A 21,965-nucleotide genomic window follows, 5' to 3' on the forward strand; every position below is an offset into this window, starting at 1 on the left:
AGCGTGCGGGCGCGTGCGCTGGGTCAGAAATGATGGTGGTTTTCCAGCAGAGCGCGGCGAGTGGCCGGGCTTTGCAGCTGGTTGAGCCACCACTGCAGTGCCCGCCCCGGTGCGGTGAAGCCGGGGCCGCCCCAGGCGTAGTTCACGCGCACATTGCGGTCAGGGCGGGCCACGCGGCGGGCCACCAGCCGGCCTGCTTCGACATAGGGGCGCACCATGGGCTCGGGCAGAAAGCCGCCGCCCAGGCCGCGCAGCTGCACACGCACCTTAGCCTGCATGGTGTCCACGGTCAGCACGTCCTGCCCGCCGAGCAGGCCCATCGTGGCGCCACCGCGCGTGGCCGAATCGGCCACGGCCACGGCACGGTGCTGCAGCAGCATGGCATCGGTGATGGGCTCGGGCGCCGAGGCCAGGGGATGGTGGGGTGCCACCACATAGATGAACAGCAGGTCGCCCAGGGGCGCCTGCTGCAGGCCGGCCACACTGGCGCCGAGCACCGATACGCCGATGGCCAGGTCGGCCCGGCCCGAGGTCAGCGCCTCCAGCGTGCCGGTCATGATGCCGTCGCGCAGCTTCAGCCGCGTGGGGGGCGCCATGGCATAGAACGCGTCCACCAGTTCCAGCATGGTGTGGGGCGAGACCGCGCCATCGACCGAAATGGTGAGCTGGGGCTCCCAGCCCGTGGCCACGCGGCGCACACGATGGGCCACGGCATCAATCTCCTGCAGCAGCCGCACGCCCTCGCGCAGCAGCTCCGCACCGGCTTCGGTGGGCTTGGCCTGGCGTGCACTGCGGTCGAACAGCAGCACATCCAGTGCGTCTTCAATCTGCCGCACGCGGTAGGTGAGGGCGCTGGGCACCAAACCCAGTTGCCGTGCGGCGGCGGCAAAGCTGCCCGCCTCCGCAATCACCTGCAGCATGGTCAGCGCATCGGGGGTGAGGACATCGCGTGCGTTTTGCATGGTGGCGCCATGTTAGTTCAGATTATTTGAACATTGCCATCAATTCATCAGCGCCCGCGCAGCACCCTGCAGTTCTACAGTCGGGGCTTGAAAGGAGCACTCACATGCTGACTGTTCGCAAATCGCAAGACCGGGGCCACGCCGACCATGGCTGGCTCAACTCTTTCCACAGCTTCTCGTTCGCCGGCTACTACGACCCGGCCCACATGGGCTTTGGCAACCTGCGCGTCATCAACGAAGACCGCATTGCCCCTGGCACCGGCTTTGGCACCCATGGCCACCGCGACATGGAAATCATCAGCTACGTGCTGTCGGGCGAACTGGCCCACAAGGACAGCATGGGCAATATCAAGGGCATCCCGCCTGGCGATGTGCAGCGCATGAGCGCGGGCACCGGGGTGCAGCACAGCGAGTTCAACCACGCGGCTGGGCAGACCACACACTTCCTGCAGATCTGGATCGAGCCGAATGTGCGTGGCATTCCACCCAGCTATGAGCAAAAGACGTTCGCCGAAGCGCAAAAACGCGGCGCACTGCGCCTGGTGGCCTCGCCCGATGGGGCGCAAGACTCGGTGACGATCCATGCCGATGCAGCCTTGTATGCTGGCCTGCTCGATGGCGAAGAGGCTGTCGCGCTGACACTGGACCCGGCACGCAAGACCTATGTGCACCTGGTGCGCGGGGTGCTGCGGGCCAATGGCAATGTGCTGTCGGGCGGCGATGCCGTGCTGATGGAGCAAGAAACCGCCTTGTCGTTGACCGATGGCCACGACGCCGAGGTGCTGGTGTTTGATCTGGCCGCCTGACATTCGACATTCATTTTTCAACCCCCTTCACCGGAGTTCTTCACCATGTTCACATCTTTGCAAAACCCCCTGGCCCTGGCATCGCGCTTGCTGCTGGCCGCCCTGTTTCTGCCTGCGGGCATCAGCAAGCTCACCGGCTTTGCTGGCACCGTCGGCTACATCACGTCCGTAGGCCTGCCCATGCCCACCGTGGCTGCCGCCGTGGCCGCAGCGGTGGAAGTGCTGGGCAGCCTGGCACTGATCTTTGGCTTTGGTACACGTTTTGCGGCCCTGGCACTGGCGTTCTTCACGCTGGTGGCGAGCTTCTTCTTCCATGCGTTCTGGAATTTGCCCGCCGACAAACAAATGATGCAGCAGCTCCTGTTCTTCAAGAACGTGGGCGTGACCGGTGGCCTGCTGGCGCTCGCAGCGTTTGGCGCGGGCGGCTGGAGCCTGGATGCGCGCCAGTCTGGCCGCTGATCTGAGGCGAAGAGCCTGTTGTTGACTGCGGGACGGCCGCTGCAGGCGTCCCATCCGTTTTTCCGTAGGTCTGTTTTTCCCTCGTTCCCACTTGTTTCCACAGGAGTTCTCTCATGGCACACATCGCAGTTGTTTATCACTCGGGTTACGGTCACACACAGCGCCTTGCACAGGCCGTGGCAGAGGGCGCTGGCGCCCAGTTAATCGCCATTGGTGCCGAGGGCAACCTGCCCGAAGGCGGCTGGGAAACGCTGGCAGGTGCCAGCGCCATCATCTTTGGCACCCCCACCTACATGGCCGGCCCTAGCTGGCAGTTCAAGAAGTTTGCCGATGCGTCGTCCAAGCCCTGGTTCAGCCAGGCCTGGAAGAACAAGCTGTTTGCGGGCTTCACCAACAGCGCCAGCACCAATGGCGACAAGCAGATCACGCTGGACTACCTGTTCCACCTGGCCATGCAGCACGGCGGCGTCTGGGTGGGCAACGGCATGATGCCCGCCAACTCCAAGGCCGCCACGCGCAACGACGTGAACTGGATTGGTTCCTTCAGTGGCGCCATGTCGCAGTCGCCGTCGGATGCCTCGGCCGCCGAGATGTTCCCTGGCGATCTGGAGACCGGCAAGCAGTTTGGCCAGCGTGTTGCGGACATGGCCGCCAAGCTGGGCAGCTGAAGCTGGTAGGCTGGCGACGTTGTTGTCCAGCCCTCAAGGAGCCCCCGATGAATCACTGTTTTTGCCTTGTCCCTACTATGGATGCGATGGGAGTGTTGTCATGAACGCGCCCCTGCGTCTTTCGGGCCACGCCAAGGACCTGGGCGGTGGTTTCACGGTGCGGCGCCTTTTGCCGGCGGTGCAGCGCCAGGCCGTGGGGCCTTTCCTGTTCTTTGACCACTTTGGGCCGGTGACGGTGGAGCCCGATGCGGGCCACGATGTGCGGCCCCACCCCCACATCGGCCTGGCCACGGTGACCTACCTGTTCTCGGGCGCCATCATGCACCGCGACAGCCTGGGCTACGTGCAGCAGATCGAGCCTGGGGCCATCAACTGGATGACGGCGGGGCGCGGCATCGTGCATTCCGAGCGCCGTCCGCAGAATCTCGCAAACCAGGCCTATGTGAACCATGGCATCCAGCTGTGGGCTGCTTTGCCGGTGGCCCATGAAGAGGCCGATCCTTCGTTTGTGCACACGCCTGCCGCTGCCATTCCGCAGGTGCAGGTGGGAGATGCCACCGTGCGGGTGCTGATTGGGGAAGCCTTCGGGCAGACCTCTCCTGTTGCCACCTATTCGCGCACGCTGTACCTCGATGTGCAGTTGCCTGCGGGCGCCACACTGGAGATCCCCGCGCTCGTCCCGGAGATGGCGGTCTACACCGTGGATGCACCGGTCCAGCTCAACGGGGACACAGTGGACCCACAGCTTCTGGCAGTGGTGGAACCAGGGCGGGCCACACACCTTGCTGCGGGTGACAGCGCCGTGCGCCTGATGGTGATTGGTGGCGATGCACTGGATGCGCCGCGCCACATGTGGTGGAACTTTGTCTCCAGCCGCAAGGACCGCATCGTGCAGGCGGCCAGTGACTGGGATGCGCAGGCCATGGGGCAGGTGCCGGGCGAGGTGGAGTGGATTCCGTTGCCGGAGCGCCGCTTCAAGGCCTGACCTGGGCAAGGTTGTTGGCTTGAATTTTTGAAATTCCAAGCAAAATTGGCATCTGGCGCTTGATAGATAAGCGCTGATAGCTCACTTATTAATAGCGTTTTCGCTGCTGGCAGGCTCGGGGTCGGTCGAAAGGTCTGCCCCCAGCACCCTGCGTTCATCGAACACAAAACAGCCGCCGTGGTAGTGCGCGCCATCGGTGAGCTCAAAGTACTTGAGAATCCCGCCTTCGAGCTGGTAGACATGCGAGAGGCCTTCTTCGCGCATCAGGATCGCCGCCTTCTCGCAGCGGATGCCGCCGGTGCAGAAGCTCACCACGGTTTTGTCCTGCAGCTCGCTCTTGTGTGCCCGCAGGGCGGGCGGGAACTCGGTGAACTTGTCGATGCGCCAGTCGATGGCGTTGTCGAAAGTGCCGCGGTCCACCTCGAAGGCGTTGCGCGTGTCTAGCGTCACCACCTCGCGCCCTTCGTCGTCATGCCCTTGTGCCAGCCAGCGGTGCAGGGTGACGGGGTCCACCGACGGCGCCCGGCCCTGGGCGGGTTGGATGGTGGGGTGGTCCATGCGAATGATCTCGCGCTTGACCTTGACCAGCATCTTGCGAAACGGCACCGTGGCCGACCAGCTCTCCTTGGGTTCCAGATCGGCAAAACGGGCATCGGTGCGCAGCGCATCGACAAAACCCCGCACGGCCTCGGCCGGTCCTGCCAGAAAGAAATTGATACCTTCCTCGGCCAACAAGATGGTGCCCTTGAGGCCCGTCGCAGTGGCGCGCCCATGCAGCACCTCGCGCAGTGCTGCTGCATCGGGCAAAGGCACGAACTTGTAGCAGGAGATGTTCAGGACGGTGTCGATGGGGTTCACGGCAAATCAGCGCAATGGGGTCGCGTTTCCACTCGGATCAAGGCAACTTCTTGGGGTTCCGCGCAGCGCACCGCGCCGCTGTGCGGCGGCGGTGCCTGCGGGTTTCTCAGGCGGCCGGTGTCAGCAGCGTGGTTTCGATTTTGTTGGCCAGTTGGGCGATGGCCAGGGCCGCAGGGCAGCCCGGGGTTTGCAGCAGCAGCAACTGCCGGCGCATCACGGCATCGCGCACCGAAGGGTCGGCCGGAATGTCGCCCATGTGAATCAGGCGCATGGGGCGGCCGGATTCGGTGGTCACAAAGCGGTCCAGCACCTGCTGCAGCTGGCTGGTGATGGCACGGCCGTCGCCCGGGCGTGCGGCCTGGTTGATGACCATGCGCACATGCTGGCGTTTTTGCTGCATGGCCAGCACCTTGATGGCGGCGTAGGCGTCGGTCAGCGAGGTGGGTTCGGGCGTGGCCACGATGAGCACCTCGGAGGCCAGTGAAATGGAGAACAGCACCACGTCGGAGATACCGGCGCCGGTGTCCAGCAGCACTACGTCGTACTGGGGCGTGAGCGCTTGGATCACGCTCAGGAACTGGTTGCGCACCTCAGGCGTCAGGCGCGAATACTCGACCATGCCCGAGCCTGCCAGCAGCACGTCGAAGCCGCCCGGGGCCTGGATCACGGCTTCTTCGAGGGTGGCTTTGCCGGTGAAGACGTCGTGCAGGGTGATCTTGGGGTGCAGGTTCAGCACCACATCCAGGTTGGCCAGGCCCAGGTCGGCGTCCAGCACCAGCACGCGCTGGCCACGCCGGGTGAGGGCTGCTGCCAGGTTGGCCGAAACGAAGGTCTTGCCAACCCCGCCCTTGCCGCTGGTGACGGCAATGATGCGGGCCCCCCCAGGACTGGGGACGTGTGGCGTGGCCAAGCCTGCAGGGGCTGCTGGCGATGTGGGTGGGGGAGGGGACAGCGCGTCGCTCATCATCTAACTTTCAGTAGGCGCTGCCTGTTGGGTTGGGGTCCAGCGGGGGCAGGTCGCCCCAACCCGAGGGGGTGTAGAGCGGGCCAAACAACAGGCTTTTCTCTTCGGCACTGACCGTGCTGTCGGGTTGCTCCTCGATGCTGACGCGGTTGCGGCCTTCTGCCTTGGCTTGGTAGAGCTGGTGGTCGGCACGGTCGGTCCACAGCAAGGTGGTGGAGCGGATCCACTGCATGGCAAAGGCACCGCCAATGCTGACTGAAACATTGAGCTCCACAGAGCCGGAGACCTTGATGGGGGTGTTGGCAACCGCGCGCCGGATGCGCTCGGCAACCACGCGGCCAAAGCCAGCTTGGCATGCAGGGAGCACCACGGCAAATTCTTCGCCGCCGTACCGCGCCAGCGTGTCCATGGGGCGCACGCAGGCACTGAGCGTGCGCGCCACCGACTGCAGCACGATGTCGCCGGCCAGATGGCCGTGCGTGTCGTTCACTTTCTTGAAGTGGTCGATGTCCAGCATCAGCAGCAACGCTGCCTCGCCCGAGCGGGTGACACGGTCGATTTCGCGTTCCAGCACGGCACGGAAGTGCCGGCGGTTGGCCAGGCCGGTGAGAGGGTCTTTGAGGGAGAGTTCGCACAGGCCGTCGATCAGGCCTTGCAGGTAGCGCGAGGGCACCTCGCGGTGCAATGCTGCTTCGCTGCCGCCGGCCTGAGCCACCAGCGCGTGGGCAGTATCCAGGCGAAGGTCGCGCAGATCTACCAGATGAGAGGCCGCAGAGTCAGACACAAATGGAGCAAAGAAAGTTGATGAAGTGTACCAGTGCGCCGGTAAGAAAGCCCCTGGCCCCAGGTCTAGGTGAAACCCGCAGCAGCGCTGGGAAAATGGGGGTGGAAGGCCCCGGCTTCAAACCCGTTTCACGGGCTGCGGCAACTGCTGCAACGCCACCAACGCTTCGCCGTCCGTGCGGTACATCGCCAGGCCGATGCTGGGCTCCAGCAAACCTGCCTGGCGCAGCACCTGCTCCGCAGGCAGTTTGAGGCCACTGAGGTGCAGCGTGCCACCCCGCGATTGCAGCAGTGCCAGCAACTGCGCAAAAGTCTCTACGCCCGTCACGTCGATGCGGTTGATGGGCTGGGCCATCAGGCACAGGTGCACCACGTCGGGATGGCTGGCCAGGTGTTCGGTGACACGCCGCTCGAGGGCGCTGGCGGACGCAAAATCCAGCTCGGCATCCATGCGCAGGGCCAGCAGCCGGGGGGCAAGGGCGGGCAGATGCCACAGGTGGCGGTCGCGCAGGCTGCCATCCGGGTGCAGGCCCACCTCGATGATGCGGGGGTGCAGCCGCTGGTACAGGAAGTGGCTCAGGTTCATCAGCAGGCCCACCAGCACGCCCCAGTACATGCGCGGGGCTGTGGCCAGCGTCAGTGCGAAGGTCACGCCGCCGATCACGGCCTCCACCCGCGAAACCCGCCACAGGCGCAGCAGCGTGCCTGGTTTGATGAGGCTGGTCACGGCGGTAACTACTACGGCGGCCAGCACCGACTGCGGCACGTGATACAGCGCCGGGGTCAGCCACAGCAGCACCACCAGCACCAGGGCAATCGCAAACAGTGTGGCCCAGCCGCTCTTGGCGCCCGCATACAGGTTGATGGCCGAGCGTGAGAACGAGGCACTGGTCGCAAAGCTGCCGCACAGCCCGCTGCTGATCTTGGCCAAGCCCTGCCCGATCAGATCCTGGTTTTCGTTCCAGCGCTCGCCGGACCGCTGGCTTTCTACCTTGGCGCTCGATGCGGTCTCCAGAAAACTCACCAGCGTGACAACCAGCACCGGCATCACCAGTGCGGAGAAGCTGGACCACGGCAGAGCACCGGGCCAGTACGGGGCAGGCAGACCCGAGGGCAATGTGCCCACCACGGCCCCGCCAGCGCTGGCGTAGTCCAGCGCCCAGCTCAACGCGCCAGCCGCCCCCACCACCACGATGGCCGCAGGAAAGTTCGGCCGCCAGCGGCGCGCCAGCATCAGCAGCGCCAGGCTGCCCAGGCCAAAGGCGGCCGCAGTCAGATCAAACAGTCCAGGCGAGGGCGTGGACAGCAGTGCCCCCCAGTCTGAGCGCAACCCGGTGAGTGCAGCCAGTTGTGAGCCCAGGATCAACAGCGCCGCGGCCTGGGTAAACCCGCTGAGCACCGGAGACGTCACCAGATTGAGCAGCCAGCCAAAGCGCGCCAGCCCCATCACCAGCTGCAGCAGCCCCGACAGGAGGGCGATCCATGCCGCCATGGCCACCCATTGCACGCTGCCCGGCTCGGCCAGCCCGGTGAGCGAGGCCCCAATCAGCAGGCTGGTGAGCGCGGTGGGGCCCACGCCCAGGCGTGTGGAGGCGCTGAACAGCACCGCCACCAGCGCGGGGATCAGGGAGGCATAGATGCCCGTCACCAAAGGCATGCCGGCCAGCGCCGCATAGGCAACCCCCTGCGGGACGAGCATCAGCCCCACCGTCATGCCAGCCCAGAATTCGCCTTTGATCAAGGTGCGGTCGGGCCGCGGCCAGGAAAGAAACGGAAGCCAACGGGTCAACGACACAGCGGAAAAAAACATGGGTACATTGTCGCGCCTGGGCCACTGCTGCCAGATTCTCGAAATTGTCGGCATCGTCCTACAGGCGCCTAGGTCGCATCCGACCTAGCGCCTCCCGGCCAGCGTTTACAGTCTCGCCATGTTTTTACCGCAAGGAGTTTCCGCATGAACAACCTGATGATTTCCCAGCGTCCTGCACACCGTATTGCAACCATCCTGGCCGTGAGCGCCCTGGCCCTGGGCCTGTCTGCCTGCGGCAAGAAGGAAGAGCCCACTGCGGGCCAGCGCCTGGACTCTGCCGTCGCAAAAACCGAGCAGGCCGCCGCCGAAGCCCGTGCCAAGGCAGAAAGCGCCATGCAGAACGCCGAAACCAAGGTGGAGCAGGGTGCTGCGAACGCCGAATCTTCGGTGAAGGAAGCCGCCAACAAGGGCATGGTTTTTCTGAGTGACGCAGAAATCACCGCGCAGATCAGCGCCAGCCTTGCCAAGGACCCCGACCTGAGCGCGGTGAAGATCAATGTCGATACGGCCAATGGCCGTGTCACCTTGAAGGGCCCCGCACCCTCCACCGTGGCCCGTGAGCGCGCCGAAGGCATCGCCAAGGCCGTGAATGGCGTGAGTTCTGTGAACAACCAGCTGGTGGTGAGCGCCAGCTGAAACGCGGGCTGACCTCGGCCCCTGCGCTGCAGTCCGCACTGCAGACGCCACGCGCCGCCCGGGTTCACGCCCTGGCGGCGCGCTACCATGGCTGGCATGAAAGAGCATGACACCGACCTCGCCACCCGCATCGTCCACCACGACTACGTTCCGCCTGCAGGGTTCGTAGCACCTCAGCCGGGGGTCTACAAGGCCTCCACGGTCATCTTCCCCAACGTCGCGGCCATGCGCTCACGCGAATGGAAGGACAAAAGCGGCTACACCTACGGGCTGCATGGCACGCCCACCACCTTCATCCTGGAAGAGCGCCTGTGTGCACTGGAGGGCGGCCTTCAGTGCCTGCTCGTGCCCAGCGGCCTGGCGGCCATTGCCAACGTGGCCCTGGCGTTGCTCAAGCCCGGGGATGAAGTGCTGATTCCCGACAACGCCTACGGCCCGGGCAAGGACCTCGCCAGCGGCGAATTGGCGCGTTTTGGCATTACCCATGTGTTCTATGACCCGCTGGATCCGACCGACCTGGCGGTCCGCATCACGCCCGCCACCCGGCTGGTGTGGCTGGAGGCACCAGGTTCCGTCAGCATGGAGTTTCCGGACCTGTGCGAACAGGTGCGCATCTGCCGCGCGCGGGGCGTGGTCACGGCGCTGGACAACACCTGGGGTGCAGGGCTGGCCTTTGCGCCGTTTGACCTGACCGGTGACGGCAGCCTTGGGGTGGATATCTCTGCCCACGCGCTCACCAAATACCCGAGTGGCGGGGGCGATGTGCTCATGGGCAGTGTCGTGACGCGGGACCCGGGCCTGCACATGAAGATCAAGCTCACCCACATGCGGCTGGGCCTGGGCGTGGGCGTGAACGATGTGGAAGCCGTGTTGCGCTCGCTGCCCAGCATCGGCCTGCGCTACCGTGCCCATGACGAGGCGGCGCGCAGCCTGGCGCTGTGGCTGCAGCACCAGCCTGCCATCGCGCAGGTGTTGCACCCCGCGCTGGAGGGAGCGCCTGGCCACGCGCACTGGAAAGCGCTGTGCGGTGCAGCGCGTGCGGGGCAGGGCGCTGCGGCGGGGCTGTTCAGCGTGATGATCGATGCGCGCTATACGCAGCAGCAGGTGGATGCTTTCTGTGACGGCCTGCGCCTGTTCAAGCTGGGCTACAGCTGGGGCGGCCCCATGAGCCTGGTGGTGCCCTACAACATCGCTGGCATGCGGAGCCGCCCGCCCACCCATCTCAAACCAGGCACGCTGGTGCGGTTTTCGATTGGACTGGAAGCGGTGGAGGACCTGCGGCGGGATCTCCAGCAAGCCATGGAGCACGCCTTTCCGGTGGTGTGAGTCTTGTCTTTGGGGGCGGGGTGGTAGTTTCCGCAGTGGCGCAGGGCACTGAGGTGGCTTAGTGTGAGAGATAGCGGTTTTGCCGCTGCCATTTCCACGCCCCGCCTGCATGAACGCCACACCCTCCAACCCCGCTCCTGACTCTGCCGACCCGGCCAGGCCACCTGCACCGGATGCCCAGGCGGCCCAGCCCGCCACCCTGCGGCGGCTGGGGTTGGCCGATCCGTTCCGCTGGCTGGCCAAGGGCTTGCAGGATGTGCGCGCCGCCCCCGGCATTGCCGTGTTCTATGGCGTGTGCTTCTGGGGCATGGCGCTGGTGTTGGGCTGGGTGTTCCGCACACGGCCCGAATACACCATGTCGCTGGCCAGTGGCTGCCTGCTGCTCGGTCCTTTTCTGGCCATGGGGCTTTACGACACCAGTCGCAGGCGCGAGGCGGGGCTCCAGCCCGCGCTGAGCGAGTCGCTCACGTGCTGGGACAGCCACATGGGCAGCATGGGCATGCTGGTGCTGGTGCTGGTGGTGCTGGAGCTGCTGTGGGGGCGCGCGTCGCTGGTGGTGTTTGCCGTGTTTTTCAACACCGGCATGCCCTCCACCACGGGCGTGCTGCAAGCGATTTTCAACCCGCAGAACTGGAGCTTTGTGGCGGTGTACGCCTTGGTGGGCGGTATGTTTGCCGCGCTGGTATTTTCCACCTCCGTGGTGTCCATCCCGATGATTCTGGACCGCGATACCGACGCCCTGACCGCCGGCATTACCAGCATGCGTGTGGTGCTGGAGAACCCCTTGGTCATGTTGCTCTGGGGAGCCCTCATCACCACCATCGTGGCGCTTTCGCTCTGGTTCTGGGGTGTCGGACTGCTTCTGGCCGGCCCGGTGCTGGGCTTTGCCAGCTGGCATGCGTACCGCGCATCAGTAACCCCACCCAATACCATCTCGGCGGGAGCCTGAAAAAGGCCCATCCTGTTACAGTGAGTCTCTACTTCAGGAAGCAATTACCTTGGCAACACCCAACTACGGATACGAAAAACGCCAGCGCGAACTCGCCAAAAAGAAAAAAAAGGAAGAGAAGCTGAGATCCAAAACACAACAAAGGTCGGACGATCCGCAGGGTAACCAGCCCGCAGACGACCAGCCAGCGGGCGAAGCGGGGGCACCCGATCAGCCTGCAAGCGCCCCTGGCGGCTGACGCGCCCGCTGCGCTTCAGCGCAGCAGTTTTTTGAGTTCCGGCCACACGTTGGCCAGCATCTGCGGATGCGCCTCGGCGCGCGGATGGATGCGGTCAGGCTGGAACAGGCGGGTCGGATCGGGCCCGTCGGCCACACCTTTCAGGAAGAAAGGCACCACGGCTACCTTCTGGGCCTTGGCCACCGTGGTAAACAGGCCCGCGAACCGGTTCGCATAGTCGGTGCCATAGTTGGGCGGCACCTGCATTCCCACCAACAGCACCTTGGCCCCCGCGTTTTGGGCTGCCTGGGTCATCCAGACCAGATTCTCCTCGGTATTCTTGAGCGGCAGCCCGCGCAGGGCATCGTTGCCCCCCAGTTCAATCACCACATGGCTCGGCTTGTGCTGCGCCAGCAGCGCCGCCAGGCGCGCGCGGCCACCCGAGGTGGTTTCGCCGCTCACGCTGGCGTTGACCACGGTGGCCGTCAGTTTTTCCTGGGCCAGCTGTTTTTCGAGCAAGGCCACCCAGCCCGTGCCGCGCGCAAGGCCATATTCGGCGCTCAGCGAATCTCCCAGCACCAGAACCACCGGCTGCCGTGCCTGCGCAGCTGCCGTCTTCGGGGCCGCCTGAGCGAAGGCGTGTGGCGCCGAAAGCCCCACCACCAGGCCGACCGATGCGCTCAGGATAAAGTGGCGCCGTTGCTGCAGATATCGAATCAAAGTAAAGAGCCTTTCATGTCCGAATCCTCCCCATTGCCCAAGACACCGCCCGCCACACCCATCATTGCCGTGGAGCATGTCTTCAAGTCGGTGACGGATTCCACCGGAACCCTCGACATTCTGCGGGATATCGATTTCCGCCTGGCTGCCAGGGAAACTGCCGCCATCGTGGGCGCCTCGGGCTCTGGCAAGAGCACCTTGCTGTCCATCATCGCGGGGCTCGACACCCCCAGCCGTGGCACGGTGCGGCTCGATGGCCATGACCTCTTTGCCATTGACGAGGATGCCCGCGCGGCGCTGCGCGCCCAGAAGGTGGGCTTTGTGTTCCAGAGCTTTCAGCTCATGGGCAACCTCACGGCGCTGGAGAACGTGATGTTGCCGCTGGAGCTGGCCAACCGCCGCGATGCCCGCAAGGCCGCCGCCGACATGCTGGCCCGCGTGGGGCTGGGCCAGCGCCTTTCGCACTACCCCAAGGTGCTCTCGGGTGGCGAGCAACAGCGCGTGGCGCTGGCGCGGGCCTTTGTGGTCCAGCCGGCCGTGCTGCTGGCCGACGAGCCGACCGGCAGTCTCGACTTTGCCACTGGCGAGACCATCATGAAGCTCATGTTCGACCTGAACCGGGAACAGGGTACAACGCTGGTGCTGGTCACCCATGACCGCGCCATCGCCGAGCAGTGCGAGCGGCGCATCACCATCGAGGCCGGGCGGGTGGTGTAAGCGCCATTTGCAGCGCTGAGAGGGATGGGGAAAGCCAGGTTTTGAATGTTTTTGGCCTCTGGCGCTTATCCATCAAGCGCTAATAGCTATCAAATTGATAGTTTCCTAAAGCCAGTGCCCTGCGCCAGCGGATAATCCGTCCATGTCCAGCCCCAAAGTTCTCTTCGGCTTTCACGCCGTGGGCGTGCGTTTGAAGACCGCGCCGAAATCCATCATCGAGATTTACTACGAGGTCACGCGGCGCGATGCCCGCATGCGCCAGTTCCTCGACCGCGCCCGCGAAGCCGGTGCCCGCCTGATCGAAGCCGACAGCGTGCGCATCGCCAAGCTGGCTGGCAGCCATGGCCACCAAGGGGTGGCCGCGCGCGTGGAGCCCGTGGCCCAGGTCACCTCCCTCGACGAATTGCTGGAAAACCTTGAAGCCGCCGGTATCGAACAGCCTTTGCTGCTGGTGCTCGACGGCGTGACCGACCCGCACAACCTGGGCGCCTGCCTGCGCGTGGCCGATGGCGCGGGCGCGCATGCCGTGATTGCCCCCAAGGACCATGCCGTGGGCATCAATGCCACGGTGGCCAAGGTGGCCAGCGGCGCGGCCGAGACCATGCCGTATTTCATGGTCACCAATCTGGCGCGCACGCTGGGCGAATTGAAGGAACGCAACATCTGGTGCATCGGCACCAGCGACGACGCGCCCAAGACCGTCTACCAGGTGGACTTGAAAGGCCCCGTAGCCCTGGTGCTGGGCGCGGAAGGCGACGGCATGCGCCAGCTCACGCGCAAGACCTGTGATGAGCTGGTCAGCATTCCGATGAAGGGCGCTGTGGAGAGCCTGAACGTGTCGGTGGCCAGCGGCGTGTGCCTGTACGAGGCGCTGCGCCAGCGCACCTGACACATCCTCAATTGCTGGGGCGCTCCCATCTTTCTGGAGTGCCCGGTCATTGTTCTTTGCGCCGGGGGCGCAGGCGCACCGCCATGAGGAAAAGCAGCGCCGCCAGCGCCATGGTTGCAGGCTGCGTGAGTGTAGGGATGGATTGCAAGGGCACCACGGCCAGGCCCTGGGTGGCGGTGTTGTCAGACAGGATGGCCTCGCCCACGGCGGCGGTGCTGGCCACAATCACCATCTGCGCGATGGTCACGGGCGTACCCGCCACGCGGCAGATCACGGTGGCGCCCGCCGGCACCGTGTCCCCCGCCAACCAGGCCGCATTCGTGCGGTCCAGCACACAGCCTGTCTGGCTTAAGCCAGGGGGCAACCCGGAGTCGATTGCGCAGCGCGTGCCGCCCACGGCATCCAGAAGTCCGGCATTGGTGCAAGAAAACGTCCCGGAATAGGGCTGCCCGGAGATTGCTTGCAAAGGCATGCCCGACAGGCTGATGACCATGTTCACCACCGCGATGGTGGTAGTGGCCGTGGCACTGTTGTTGCCGGTGTGTGCATCCCCCGGGGTGGCCACCGTGGTGGTGATGGGCACTTGCCCCAGGGCGGGTGCCTGGTAGCGGAAGCTCAGCGACAGGATCTGCCCGTCGGCCAAGGTGGGGGGCACGCCCAAAAGGGCCACGGCACAGGTTGCAGTGTCGAAGCCGGCCATGGTCACCCCGGGCGGAGCGCTCACCAGTTGCACGGCAGCGGGGCAGTTCAGCGCAGCCCCGATGGCGATCGCGGGGGTCCAGGGGGTCGCCGCGGTACCGCTCAGGTTGGCAAACGTTGCCAGGACCGTTACCGACTCGCCAGCGAGCGCCGTCAGGGGCGCGCTGGCGGTGGTTTGCACATCCACCGGGCTGATCACCGTGGTGCCTGTGGCCGAATTGTTGGCGGGCACGTCGTCGGGCGCGGGGCCGGCCACCGTGGCGACGGCGGTCACGGTTCCTCCCGCCGGAGCGGCGTACGAGAACACCAGGGGCGCCGCAGGGTCGGCACCGAGCACCGACGCGCCACCCGCGAGCGTGGCCGGGAAGCCCGAGAACACGTAGCGGCCTTGGCCCAGCGTGTCCACGCACGATGCGGACGCGCCGGTGGGCAGATTGGCAAAGCTCACCACGGTGTCGGTACAGCTGCGGTCCAAGGTCAGGGTGTATTGCAGCCCCGTGGCCGTGTCCGCGCCACGGTTCGCAAACGCCAGGCGCCCTTGCACCACGCTGCCCGGCCTTGCCGCAGCAGGCACAAAGATGGATGCGGCGGTGTCCCGCAGGAGCGGGTCAATCCAGAGCACGCCATTGCCGGCCGGGGACGTGATGTAGGTCCAGAGGTCCAGCCCCTTGGCATCCCCCCACCCGCCGGTGGCGGCACAGTCGGCGTTGGCATTGGCACCGGGGGGCCACCAGCGGTACAGCTGTGGCGAGGCACCATAGGCCAGCGTCGAATCCGCACCGCCCAGTGCCTGCGCAGGGGTGGAGGCGGGTGGCGGTGAGCTGGGGCAGAGGGTTCCGTTCAGCTGGCCCACAAGGGTGCCGCTTTGGGTGACATAACCCCGGTCATCAAAATACACGGTGGTATTGCCCGCCTGCGGTCCGTTCAGCTTGGTGATGGTGGGGCCACCGCCAAAGGTCGCCGTGGCGGTGCTGGTGCCGTTGCCGTTGTTCTCGGTATCGATCATGGGCAAATGGATCTCGCCGGCACGCGCCAACGCGCGGTAGGCATAGGGCGCAGCACCGGACGGGAAGGCGGTGCCGGAGGCATCGTTGCCATCCCACAGCACATCCTGCGTGCCCGTGGCGGCGATGCCCGTGATGACCGCATTGGCCGTGTTGGAGGGGCTGAAGTCCACGCCATCACGGCTCACGACGATCTGGAAGGTGGAGGCTCCGGCGATCGAAAGCCGGAACGTGCCCCCTGAACCCGGCACGGTGCGTGAACCGACGCTGGGCGGGCGTCCGCTGAATGTGACGGCCGACAGCGAGGGAGGCTGGGGCGTGAGCGGAATGCGCAGCGCCGTGAGCACCTTGTCCACTTCGGCTGCATGGGGGGCCGACGGGGCAATGCTGCTGAAGAAAATCGGAAACTCAGGCCGCTGGGCCGACAGGCCTGCTGCCAGGTTCGTCACAAACGAATCGCTGCCGCGCACGCCCTTGTAAAGAGGCTGCCCGTTGTCCAGAAACCCCAGCCGGTTGGCGTACAGCGCAAAGCCGTTCGGATCGAGCCCCGCCAGTGCCTGCGAGTAGCGGTAACCGTCAAGCGTCACGTAGTCGTGGCGCGAATAGACGGGCCGGTTGTTGATCCCCGTGAAGCCCACCCAGGCGTAAGTGAACAGGCGGCCATCGAGGTTGCCGAGGCTGCTGGCGGACGCCCGCACCGTGACGTCCCATGCAGCGGCAGTGCTGCTGCTGACGCGGGGGTTGAAAACGTCGCCGTTGAGGTTGGTGGGGCCACTGCTGGCGGGCATGAACTGCACGCCGTACACCCCGGACGATGGAACGCGGTAGGCGCAGGGTGCGAACCCATTGGTGACTGTGGCGCTGCCGTCTGCGCTGTGGGGCCCGGCCAGCTCCTGAGTGCGCGTGTTCAGCTGACCCAGGGTGCCGCCACCAAAACTGCCCGAGGGCGGTGTGTTGGAGGCACAGGAAAAATCAGCGTTGGCCGGTAGGGTCTCATCGCCCGGCGTGCCGAAATCCTGCGGGTTGTACACCAGGATGTCGCCCCCGGTAGTGCGGTTGCTGGAGCCCAACAGCACGTATTCGCCAGCCTCCACGTAGACATACAGGAAAGTGCGGCGCTGGACCTTGCCCACGTAGCGGTTGCCTGGCTGCAGGTCCAGATTGGCGCGGCATCCCCGGTTGAGCGTGTTGGCGCAGGTGCCGCCGCTGGTAGGGTAGGTGGACGGATACAGCGTACGGCTGCCCTCCGCCCAGGCCTGTGGAGCCGCACCCAGCCCCACAAATGCGCTCAATGCCATGACGACGCCAAGGGCACTGTGGCGGCGATAAGCGGGTAGTCCGTCGGACATGCGTGGGTCTCCCTGGTTCATTGTCTGGATGGACCGAAGTGCCAACCCCTGTGCGATTTACGGGGCTGGGTGGCTGTACCGCACAGTCCCTAAGCCGCTGCTCAAAATTTTTCCCGGCATCGTGCCGAGGTGTATGCAGTATGAGTGGGCGCTTTAGATACACCGCATGAGTCTGCGGCCAGTCAAGCAGTCTGTTCCTTCGCACGCATGATCAACGCTTGATACCTCAAAGGGGCATGTTGCCAGTCTCTGGCTTTGCATGCATATTTTGCTGATGTTGGGCGGCAAGCCACAAGTGCGTTTGATAGCGGTAGTCGCTCGGCGTTGAACCGTATTGCTTTTTGAACAAACGCGCTGTTTTGGTTCAGGCATCGCTGTGGCACAACCAGAACCGATTCGTGAAAGGCTTCCCCAAGGTCGCGCCCATTTGTAACGCTACCGGGGAAAGGGTGTAGGCCAATGGCCCGAATAACGGGCGCAGCGGGCATAAGTCTGGGAAATCGCACCGCTGGGCAGCGAAGCGCAGTACTGTGGTCCGACTAAGTAACTACTTGGTTGATCAAGGACTTTGAAGTCACCACAGAGGTTTAACACCATGCCATCCGACAGCACTGCCACCCTCACCAAATCAGGGTACGCCACACGCGATGCTGCCCCCCTTCAGTCCAAATCCGGTCGAAAAAATCCCACCTTGCTGTTGTGCCTGGGGCTTGTTTCGCTGCTGTCAATGGCGTGCAGCAATGTTGCATGGGCTGCGACAGCGCCGCCGCTTGGAACTGCCGCAAATTTCGGAATTGTCTCCAGTACGCTCTCCGGCACAGGCGCTCCGACGGTTGTCACAGGCTCGGTGTGTTACTCAACCGCCTCTGGGACACTACCTGCCTTCAGCGGCATTACAAAGACCCCGTGCACTACAGAGATCAGCGACCAAAACACCGCATTGGCGGATTTGGATGCGCAGTTGGGTACATGCATCTCTCTTGGCTCGTCAGTGGATCTGAGTGCGGCCGTTGTCGGCGGAGGTACGCCTGGCGTCATCCCACCTGGCTGCTATTCCAGTACGGGCGCCATGAGCATTGGGTCAACACTGACCCTCAATGGCGGCGGTGTCTATGTCTTCAGACCCGGAGCGGGTGCTGCAACTGCGGCGCTGAACACCGCTGCTGGATCCATTGTCACCCTGAATGGCGCTTGCGCGGGCGATGTCTTTTGGGCGCCCACCGCCGCGACGACACTGGGTGCGAACTCCACGTTCTTCGGAACAATCGTTGATGTTGCGGGCATCACCATGGGCGCGGGTGCTACCTTGGCAGGCCGAGCCTTGGCTGCGGGCGGTACCGTCACCACGAATGCGAATGCAATTGCCATCCCTGGTGCATGCACTCCAACTGCTGCTTTGCCGGTGATCCGGGTCACAAAGATCTCCAACGGTGGTGGAGGTACCTTCGATTTCAGCGGTAGCAACGGGTTTGCCAACCAATCCATTACGACCGTGATGTCCGGTGTGGCCGTATCTGGAAGTGCGCAGACACTGGCTGCAGCAGGTACCAGCACCACGATCACGGAAGCAGCGCCTCCGGTAGGCTATACCCTGGCCTCCATCAGTTGCACCGGCCTTGGTGCAGGTGGAACACAGGCGAACAACCTGGGGACGCGCACGGTCACGCTGGATGCTGCGGCCACCGCAGCAGGGGCGGCTATCGCGTGTACCTTCACCAATAACATGGATGGATTCGTGCCGCCCACGACTTCCATCCCGACGCTTTCCGAATGGGCGATGATCTTGCTGGCTGGGCTGATGGTCATCGTCGGCCTGGGTATGCGTCGCAAGGGCATGTAGGTCGCGCAATCGCAATGGACCAGGCACAGATGGTGGGGGCGCGTAAGCGCCCCTTTTTTTGTGGTGGGCGCAGCGACGCAAAGCTCAAACGGTGTTACGGGGTGATCTGCTGACTCACTGTGAGTCCGAGAGCGTGCAGCGTGTGTGGGCTATCCGTCGTGGTGGGGCCGTGCCGCCCGGTGGCCCTGAGCGCCGTTGGATGTTTGTTGCCAGGTAGCTCCCGGATCTCTTTGCACTTTTTTGGTGCATTTTCTGTCGCAGAACTGACAGCAAAATGTCCAATGTGTCGCTAGGCTCCCCCATCGTTCTTTTCTCGGGGCATCCCATATCATGAGCCGTCGTCACTTTCTCTTGCGTGCCACCCAGGCCGTTGCTGCCACCGGTCTGCCTGCCTGGGCCCACACCGCCGTGGCGGCCGAAGAGGCGTTGACCGCCCGGACCATCAACCTGGGTTGTTCCATCGCACTGACCGGGCCCCTGGGCCAGGCTGGCATCGAGCAGGTGGCGGGCATGAAGGCCGCGTTCGCCGAGGTGAATGCCGCCGGTGGCGTGCACGGCCGCGAGATCCGCATGGACCCCAAGGACGACGGCTACGTGGCCAGCCGTACCCTCAAGAACGTGACCGACATGGTGGAGGCCCAATCTGTGTTCGCGCTCATCTCGCCGCTGGGCACGGCCAACACCGCGGCCATCCTGCCGCTGATTGAATCCAAGGGCATTCCCACCGTGGGGCCGGTGACTGGCGCCACCTCGCTGCGTGCGCCCGAGAACCGGCATGTGTTCTTCCTGCGGCCGACCTACCGCGAAGAGACGCAGCGCCTGGTCAAGCAGATCGTGGACATGGGCCTCAAGCGCATTGCCGTGGTGTACCTGGACAACCCCTTTGGGAAGGAAGTGCTCAAGGACATGTCCCGCGCGCTGGACGAGATCAAGGTCGAGCGCGGCGGCGAGTTTGCACTGGCCGTGGACGGCAAGAACGGCGCTGAACTGGCCGACAAGGTGGCCGCCGAGCGCCCGGGCGCCGTGCTGCTGGCCACCACGGGCACGGCCAACACCACCTTCGTGCAGGCTTTTCGCGCCAAGGCGCAGGGCGTGCCGCTGGCGGGCCTGTCGGTCACGGTGATCTCTTCCGAGCTGCCCAAGCTGGCCGCGTCCACGCGTGGCCTGGCACTGGTGCAGGTGTTCCCGGATGCCAACTCCCAGAAATCGGTGGTGGTGCGCAGGTTCCAGAGCACCCTGAAAGCCACGGGCGCGAACGTGGCGTTCATGAACAGCGGCAGCGCGCTCGAAGGCTGGCTCAACGGCCAGATCATGATCGAGGGCCTCAAGAACGCAGGCAAGGACCTCACGCGCGACCGCCTGCGCGCAGGCCTGGCCAGCATCCGGTCGCTGTCGTTTGGCGACTTCAACGTGGGCTTTGGCAACAAGGCGCCCTACATTGGCTCGGACGCGATCTACCTCGCCGTGTACGCGGAAAACGGGCGCCGGATCAGCTGAGCGGGTTGTCTGAGTGTGCTGCTGGACAGGAGCGCAAGCGCCTGGCCAGCCTTCGGCGCTGCCAACCCCTTCCCCCGTCATACCGGTTGTCCGGAGCTAGCTGCTTGTCGCAAAGCTGGTAGGTATCGGTTTCCGACGGGCGGTATCAGCCCAGGCTCTCCACATCAACGCCAATCACCAGCTGCGCTTTGAAGAATGCCTGCGTATGGGGCAGTCTCATGTGCAGATCCAGCGCCTCCTGGCTCGAGAACGTCTCGATCAGCACAAATGCATCGGGATTTGACAGCGCCTGAAAGAATGTGAACTCAAGACAACCGACCTCCGTGCGGGTGTGGGTTTCCAGTGTCTGCAGCGCCTCGCGCAAAGCGACGGCGTGTTGCGGTTTTCCAGTGATGCGGGCGAGTTTCCTGATCACGGGAACAGCGGAAATTTCAGGGTTGTGTGTCATGGCACGGCGTCAAGATTAAGGAATGGGCAGGGTCAGGTTCGCAACGATGCGACGCACCCAGGGTGCTACGACGAGGGCGGTGGGAAAAACCACTGGCCAGGTGGACAGAAAGTTTTTCAGCCATACCGCCGCGAATCCTGGGTGAAAGCCTTCGTTCAGAAACAACAGCAGGCCCGACACGACGGACACCATGATGGTGGACAGCAGGCCTCCAAAGATGACCGGAGCGTAGCGAGGGTGGAATTTCATTCAATGCACCTTGTGGATTCAAAACATGCGTCTCAAGCGCACCGTCCACAAAGTATTTGCTCATTCGCCTGCAGTGGGTAGAAGATAAAATCGACCTAGCCTCATTCGAAAATGGAATGACCATGGACGTTTTTCGCAGCATGCAGATCATGGTGCGCGCCATCGAGTTGGGAAATCTGTCAGCAGCTGCGCGTGAGTTGGGCGTTACCCAGCCCACAGTCAGCAAGATCATTGCGGCATTGGAACGCGACCTTGCGGTGCGGCTGATCGAGAGAACCACCACGAAGTTCACGCCCACGGAGGCGGGCCTGCGTTTCTACGAGCGCGCCAAACAGATCCTCGAAGAGTACGCCGATGCCCGCGCCGACGCCTGCGGTTTGAGCGCTCAAGTGGCAGGCCTGTTGCGGGTCAACGCGCCGCTTGGGCTGGGAGAAATGCACCTCCACCGGATAACGCAATGCTTCGTTCGCCTGCACCCCAAAGTCGAAGTTGAGTTGGTCCTCAATGACCGCTTCGTCGACCTGGTGGAAGAGGGGGTCGATCTGGCCATCCGCCTCGGTGGCGCACTGCCGGCCAGTGCCGTTGCGCGGGATCTGGCGACATCGGAGCGCTTCTTCGTTGCATCACCCGACTACCTGGCGCAGCACGGCGCGATTGAGCATATCGACGACCTGCAAAGGCACGAGTTCATCCGCTTTGCCTGGTTGGAGTCTGGCGCGACCGTGGAAGTGGCTGGTCCTGACGGGTCGCGCCACGTCGCATTGAGAGGGCGGTATTCGATCAACAGTGCCTTGTCGATTCGCCAGTCCGTGTGCGACGGCTGGGGCATAGCGATGACCCCAGCCTGGCTGGTGCAAGACCTGCTGGATGACGGCAAGCTGGTACGCATACTGCCGCGCTGGCAGGCGGCGGCCCAGACGCTGCGTCTTGTGTATCCCTCGCGGCGATACCAACCCATGCGTGCAAGAGCCTTCATGGACTACCTGGAAAGCGAAATCGGGGCCGTGCCAGGGCTCACCACCTCGCGGCCCCGCTGCTGATCATTCCACGACACGGCGGGTGGGCGCCACCGCGGGCAAAAACCATGGGCCATGTCCGAAAATGGGGGCTGCGCTCAATGTCAATGCCCC

At 64.3% G+C, this 21,965-nt stretch carries 22 protein-coding genes; 13 read left to right on the forward strand and 9 right to left on the reverse strand.

The features are described from left to right. Positions 1–23: 23 nt before the first annotated feature. Positions 24–962 (reverse strand): LysR family transcriptional regulator, encoded by a 939-nt coding sequence (locus tag IB243_RS02580; RefSeq protein ID WP_192424782.1) that lies wholly within the window; start codon positions 960–962, stop codon positions 24–26. 104 nt (positions 963–1,066) lie between these two features. Between IB243_RS02580 and IB243_RS02585 the strand changes: the two genes are divergently transcribed. The 4 genes from IB243_RS02585 to IB243_RS02600 all read left to right on the forward strand — a co-directional run bounded on the left by IB243_RS02585 (position 1,067) and on the right by IB243_RS02600 (position 3,880). Then, positions 1,067–1,768: a pirin family protein gene (locus IB243_RS02585; protein ID WP_192424783.1), complete on the forward strand. Its 702-nt coding sequence runs from the start codon at positions 1,067–1,069 to the stop codon at positions 1,766–1,768. A 45-nt stretch (positions 1,769–1,813) separates the two neighbouring features. After that, positions 1,814–2,227: a DoxX family protein gene (locus IB243_RS02590; RefSeq protein ID WP_010458542.1), complete on the forward strand. Its 414-nt coding sequence runs from the start codon at positions 1,814–1,816 to the stop codon at positions 2,225–2,227. A 113-nt stretch (positions 2,228–2,340) separates the two neighbouring features. Continuing rightward, positions 2,341–2,895 carry a flavodoxin family protein gene (locus tag IB243_RS02595; protein ID WP_192424784.1) on the forward strand — a complete coding sequence of 185 codons (555 nt, stop codon included), beginning with the start codon at positions 2,341–2,343 and terminating at the stop codon, positions 2,893–2,895. 100 nt (positions 2,896–2,995) lie between these two features. Then, positions 2,996–3,880, forward strand: a complete 885-nt coding sequence (locus tag IB243_RS02600) for a pirin family protein (RefSeq protein WP_192424785.1) — start codon at positions 2,996–2,998, stop codon at positions 3,878–3,880. Between the two features lie 81 nt (positions 3,881–3,961). Here the strand turns inward: IB243_RS02600 and IB243_RS02605 are convergent, their stop codons facing one another. The 4 genes from IB243_RS02605 to IB243_RS02620 form a co-directional block, all read right to left on the reverse strand. Then, a complete protein-coding gene (locus IB243_RS02605) occupies positions 3,962–4,729 on the reverse strand; it encodes a sulfurtransferase (protein ID WP_192425361.1) in 768 nt (255 codons plus the stop codon). 115 nt (positions 4,730–4,844) lie between these two features. Then, positions 4,845–5,702, reverse strand: a complete 858-nt coding sequence (locus IB243_RS02610) for a MinD/ParA family protein (protein ID WP_192424786.1) — start codon at positions 5,700–5,702, stop codon at positions 4,845–4,847. Between the two features lie 10 nt (positions 5,703–5,712). Then, entirely contained in the window at positions 5,713–6,486 is a 774-nt protein-coding gene (locus IB243_RS02615) for a GGDEF domain-containing protein (protein WP_057224186.1), read from the reverse strand. 117 nt (positions 6,487–6,603) lie between these two features. Continuing rightward, the gene (locus tag IB243_RS02620; RefSeq protein WP_192424787.1) at positions 6,604–8,295 is read right to left on the reverse strand and encodes a SulP family inorganic anion transporter; all 1,692 of its coding nucleotides are present in this window, start codon (positions 8,293–8,295) and stop codon (positions 6,604–6,606) included. Between the two features lie 144 nt (positions 8,296–8,439). Here IB243_RS02620 and IB243_RS02625 point away from each other — a divergent pair, with 144 nt between their 5' ends. The 4 genes from IB243_RS02625 (at position 8,440) to IB243_RS02640 (ending at position 11,444) form a co-directional block, all read left to right on the forward strand. Continuing rightward, positions 8,440–8,931 (forward strand): BON domain-containing protein, encoded by a 492-nt coding sequence (locus IB243_RS02625; RefSeq protein ID WP_010458530.1) that lies wholly within the window; start codon positions 8,440–8,442, stop codon positions 8,929–8,931. A gap of 87 nt (positions 8,932–9,018) precedes the next feature. Continuing rightward, positions 9,019–10,257, forward strand: a complete 1,239-nt coding sequence (locus tag IB243_RS02630) for a PLP-dependent transferase (protein ID WP_192424788.1) — start codon at positions 9,019–9,021, stop codon at positions 10,255–10,257. 109 nt (positions 10,258–10,366) lie between these two features. Then, positions 10,367–11,206 carry a DUF2189 domain-containing protein gene (locus IB243_RS02635; RefSeq protein ID WP_192424789.1) on the forward strand — a complete coding sequence of 280 codons (840 nt, stop codon included), beginning with the start codon at positions 10,367–10,369 and terminating at the stop codon, positions 11,204–11,206. Between the two features lie 49 nt (positions 11,207–11,255). Further along, the gene (locus tag IB243_RS02640) at positions 11,256–11,444 is read left to right on the forward strand and encodes a hypothetical protein (protein ID WP_081474547.1); all 189 of its coding nucleotides are present in this window, start codon (positions 11,256–11,258) and stop codon (positions 11,442–11,444) included. 15 nt (positions 11,445–11,459) lie between these two features. Here the strand turns inward: IB243_RS02640 and IB243_RS02645 are convergent, their stop codons facing one another. Beyond that, positions 11,460–12,143, reverse strand: a complete 684-nt coding sequence (locus IB243_RS02645; protein WP_057224191.1) for an arylesterase — start codon at positions 12,141–12,143, stop codon at positions 11,460–11,462. Between the two features lie 15 nt (positions 12,144–12,158). Here IB243_RS02645 and IB243_RS02650 point away from each other — a divergent pair, with 15 nt between their 5' ends. Both IB243_RS02650 and rlmB read left to right on the forward strand, forming a co-directional pair. Then, positions 12,159–12,860 carry an ABC transporter ATP-binding protein gene (locus tag IB243_RS02650; protein ID WP_192424790.1) on the forward strand — a complete coding sequence of 234 codons (702 nt, stop codon included), beginning with the start codon at positions 12,159–12,161 and terminating at the stop codon, positions 12,858–12,860. A gap of 142 nt (positions 12,861–13,002) precedes the next feature. Then, positions 13,003–13,749, forward strand: a complete 747-nt coding sequence (rlmB, locus tag IB243_RS02655; protein ID WP_010458522.1) for a 23S rRNA (guanosine(2251)-2'-O)-methyltransferase RlmB — start codon at positions 13,003–13,005, stop codon at positions 13,747–13,749. A 46-nt stretch (positions 13,750–13,795) separates the two neighbouring features. Here the strand turns inward: rlmB and IB243_RS02660 are convergent, their stop codons facing one another. Next, positions 13,796–16,801 carry a hypothetical protein gene (locus IB243_RS02660; RefSeq protein ID WP_192424791.1) on the reverse strand — a complete coding sequence of 1,002 codons (3,006 nt, stop codon included), beginning with the start codon at positions 16,799–16,801 and terminating at the stop codon, positions 13,796–13,798. A 595-nt stretch (positions 16,802–17,396) separates the two neighbouring features. Between IB243_RS02660 and IB243_RS02665 the strand changes: the two genes are divergently transcribed. Beyond that, complete coding sequence (locus tag IB243_RS02665; protein ID WP_192425363.1) at positions 17,397–18,641, forward strand: IPTL-CTERM sorting domain-containing protein; 1,245 nt, start codon at positions 17,397–17,399, stop codon at positions 18,639–18,641. 330 nt (positions 18,642–18,971) lie between these two features. Then, positions 18,972–20,138 carry an ABC transporter substrate-binding protein gene (locus IB243_RS02670; RefSeq protein WP_029412962.1) on the forward strand — a complete coding sequence of 389 codons (1,167 nt, stop codon included), beginning with the start codon at positions 18,972–18,974 and terminating at the stop codon, positions 20,136–20,138. A 145-nt stretch (positions 20,139–20,283) separates the two neighbouring features. Here IB243_RS02670 and IB243_RS02675 read toward each other — a convergent pair whose 3' ends face one another. Both IB243_RS02675 and IB243_RS02680 read right to left on the reverse strand, forming a co-directional pair. Next, complete coding sequence (locus tag IB243_RS02675; protein WP_225584672.1) at positions 20,284–20,586, reverse strand: putative quinol monooxygenase; 303 nt, start codon at positions 20,584–20,586, stop codon at positions 20,284–20,286. Positions 20,587–20,601: 15 nt separating this feature from the next. Further along, complete coding sequence (locus tag IB243_RS02680; protein ID WP_192424792.1) at positions 20,602–20,835, reverse strand: DUF2798 domain-containing protein; 234 nt, start codon at positions 20,833–20,835, stop codon at positions 20,602–20,604. Positions 20,836–20,957: 122 nt separating this feature from the next. Here IB243_RS02680 and IB243_RS02685 point away from each other — a divergent pair, with 122 nt between their 5' ends. Then, complete coding sequence (locus IB243_RS02685; RefSeq protein WP_192424793.1) at positions 20,958–21,875, forward strand: LysR family transcriptional regulator; 918 nt, start codon at positions 20,958–20,960, stop codon at positions 21,873–21,875. The last annotated feature ends 90 nt before the right edge of the window (positions 21,876–21,965 follow it).

Source organism: Acidovorax sp. ACV01 (genome assembly GCF_014851495.1).
Taxonomy (GTDB): Bacteria; Pseudomonadota; Gammaproteobacteria; order Burkholderiales; family Burkholderiaceae_C; genus Acidovorax; species Acidovorax radicis.

Coding starts and splice junctions, on each gene's coding strand:
- IB243_RS02595 (WP_192424784.1), top strand. CDS start 2,341: ATGGCACACATCGCAGTTGTTTATCACTCGGGTTACGGTCACACACAG.
- IB243_RS02610 (WP_192424786.1), bottom strand. CDS start 5,702: ATGAGCGACGCGCTGTCCCCTCCCCCACCCACATCGCCAGCAGCCCCT.
- IB243_RS02585 (WP_192424783.1), top strand. CDS start 1,067: ATGCTGACTGTTCGCAAATCGCAAGACCGGGGCCACGCCGACCATGGC.
- IB243_RS02590 (WP_010458542.1), top strand. CDS start 1,814: ATGTTCACATCTTTGCAAAACCCCCTGGCCCTGGCATCGCGCTTGCTG.
- IB243_RS02675 (WP_225584672.1), bottom strand. CDS start 20,586: ATGACACACAACCCTGAAATTTCCGCTGTTCCCGTGATCAGGAAACTC.
- IB243_RS02625 (WP_010458530.1), top strand. CDS start 8,440: ATGAACAACCTGATGATTTCCCAGCGTCCTGCACACCGTATTGCAACC.
- IB243_RS02665 (WP_192425363.1), top strand. CDS start 17,397: ATGCCATCCGACAGCACTGCCACCCTCACCAAATCAGGGTACGCCACA.
- IB243_RS02680 (WP_192424792.1), bottom strand. CDS start 20,835: ATGAAATTCCACCCTCGCTACGCTCCGGTCATCTTTGGAGGCCTGCTG.
- IB243_RS02620 (WP_192424787.1), bottom strand. CDS start 8,295: ATGTTTTTTTCCGCTGTGTCGTTGACCCGTTGGCTTCCGTTTCTTTCC.
- rlmB (WP_010458522.1), top strand. CDS start 13,003: ATGTCCAGCCCCAAAGTTCTCTTCGGCTTTCACGCCGTGGGCGTGCGT.
- IB243_RS02670 (WP_029412962.1), top strand. CDS start 18,972: ATGAGCCGTCGTCACTTTCTCTTGCGTGCCACCCAGGCCGTTGCTGCC.
- IB243_RS02580 (WP_192424782.1), bottom strand. CDS start 962: ATGCAAAACGCACGCGATGTCCTCACCCCCGATGCGCTGACCATGCTG.
- IB243_RS02635 (WP_192424789.1), top strand. CDS start 10,367: ATGAACGCCACACCCTCCAACCCCGCTCCTGACTCTGCCGACCCGGCC.
- IB243_RS02685 (WP_192424793.1), top strand. CDS start 20,958: ATGGACGTTTTTCGCAGCATGCAGATCATGGTGCGCGCCATCGAGTTG.
- IB243_RS02600 (WP_192424785.1), top strand. CDS start 2,996: ATGAACGCGCCCCTGCGTCTTTCGGGCCACGCCAAGGACCTGGGCGGT.
- IB243_RS02650 (WP_192424790.1), top strand. CDS start 12,159: ATGTCCGAATCCTCCCCATTGCCCAAGACACCGCCCGCCACACCCATC.
- IB243_RS02660 (WP_192424791.1), bottom strand. CDS start 16,801: ATGTCCGACGGACTACCCGCTTATCGCCGCCACAGTGCCCTTGGCGTC.
- IB243_RS02630 (WP_192424788.1), top strand. CDS start 9,019: ATGGCTGGCATGAAAGAGCATGACACCGACCTCGCCACCCGCATCGTC.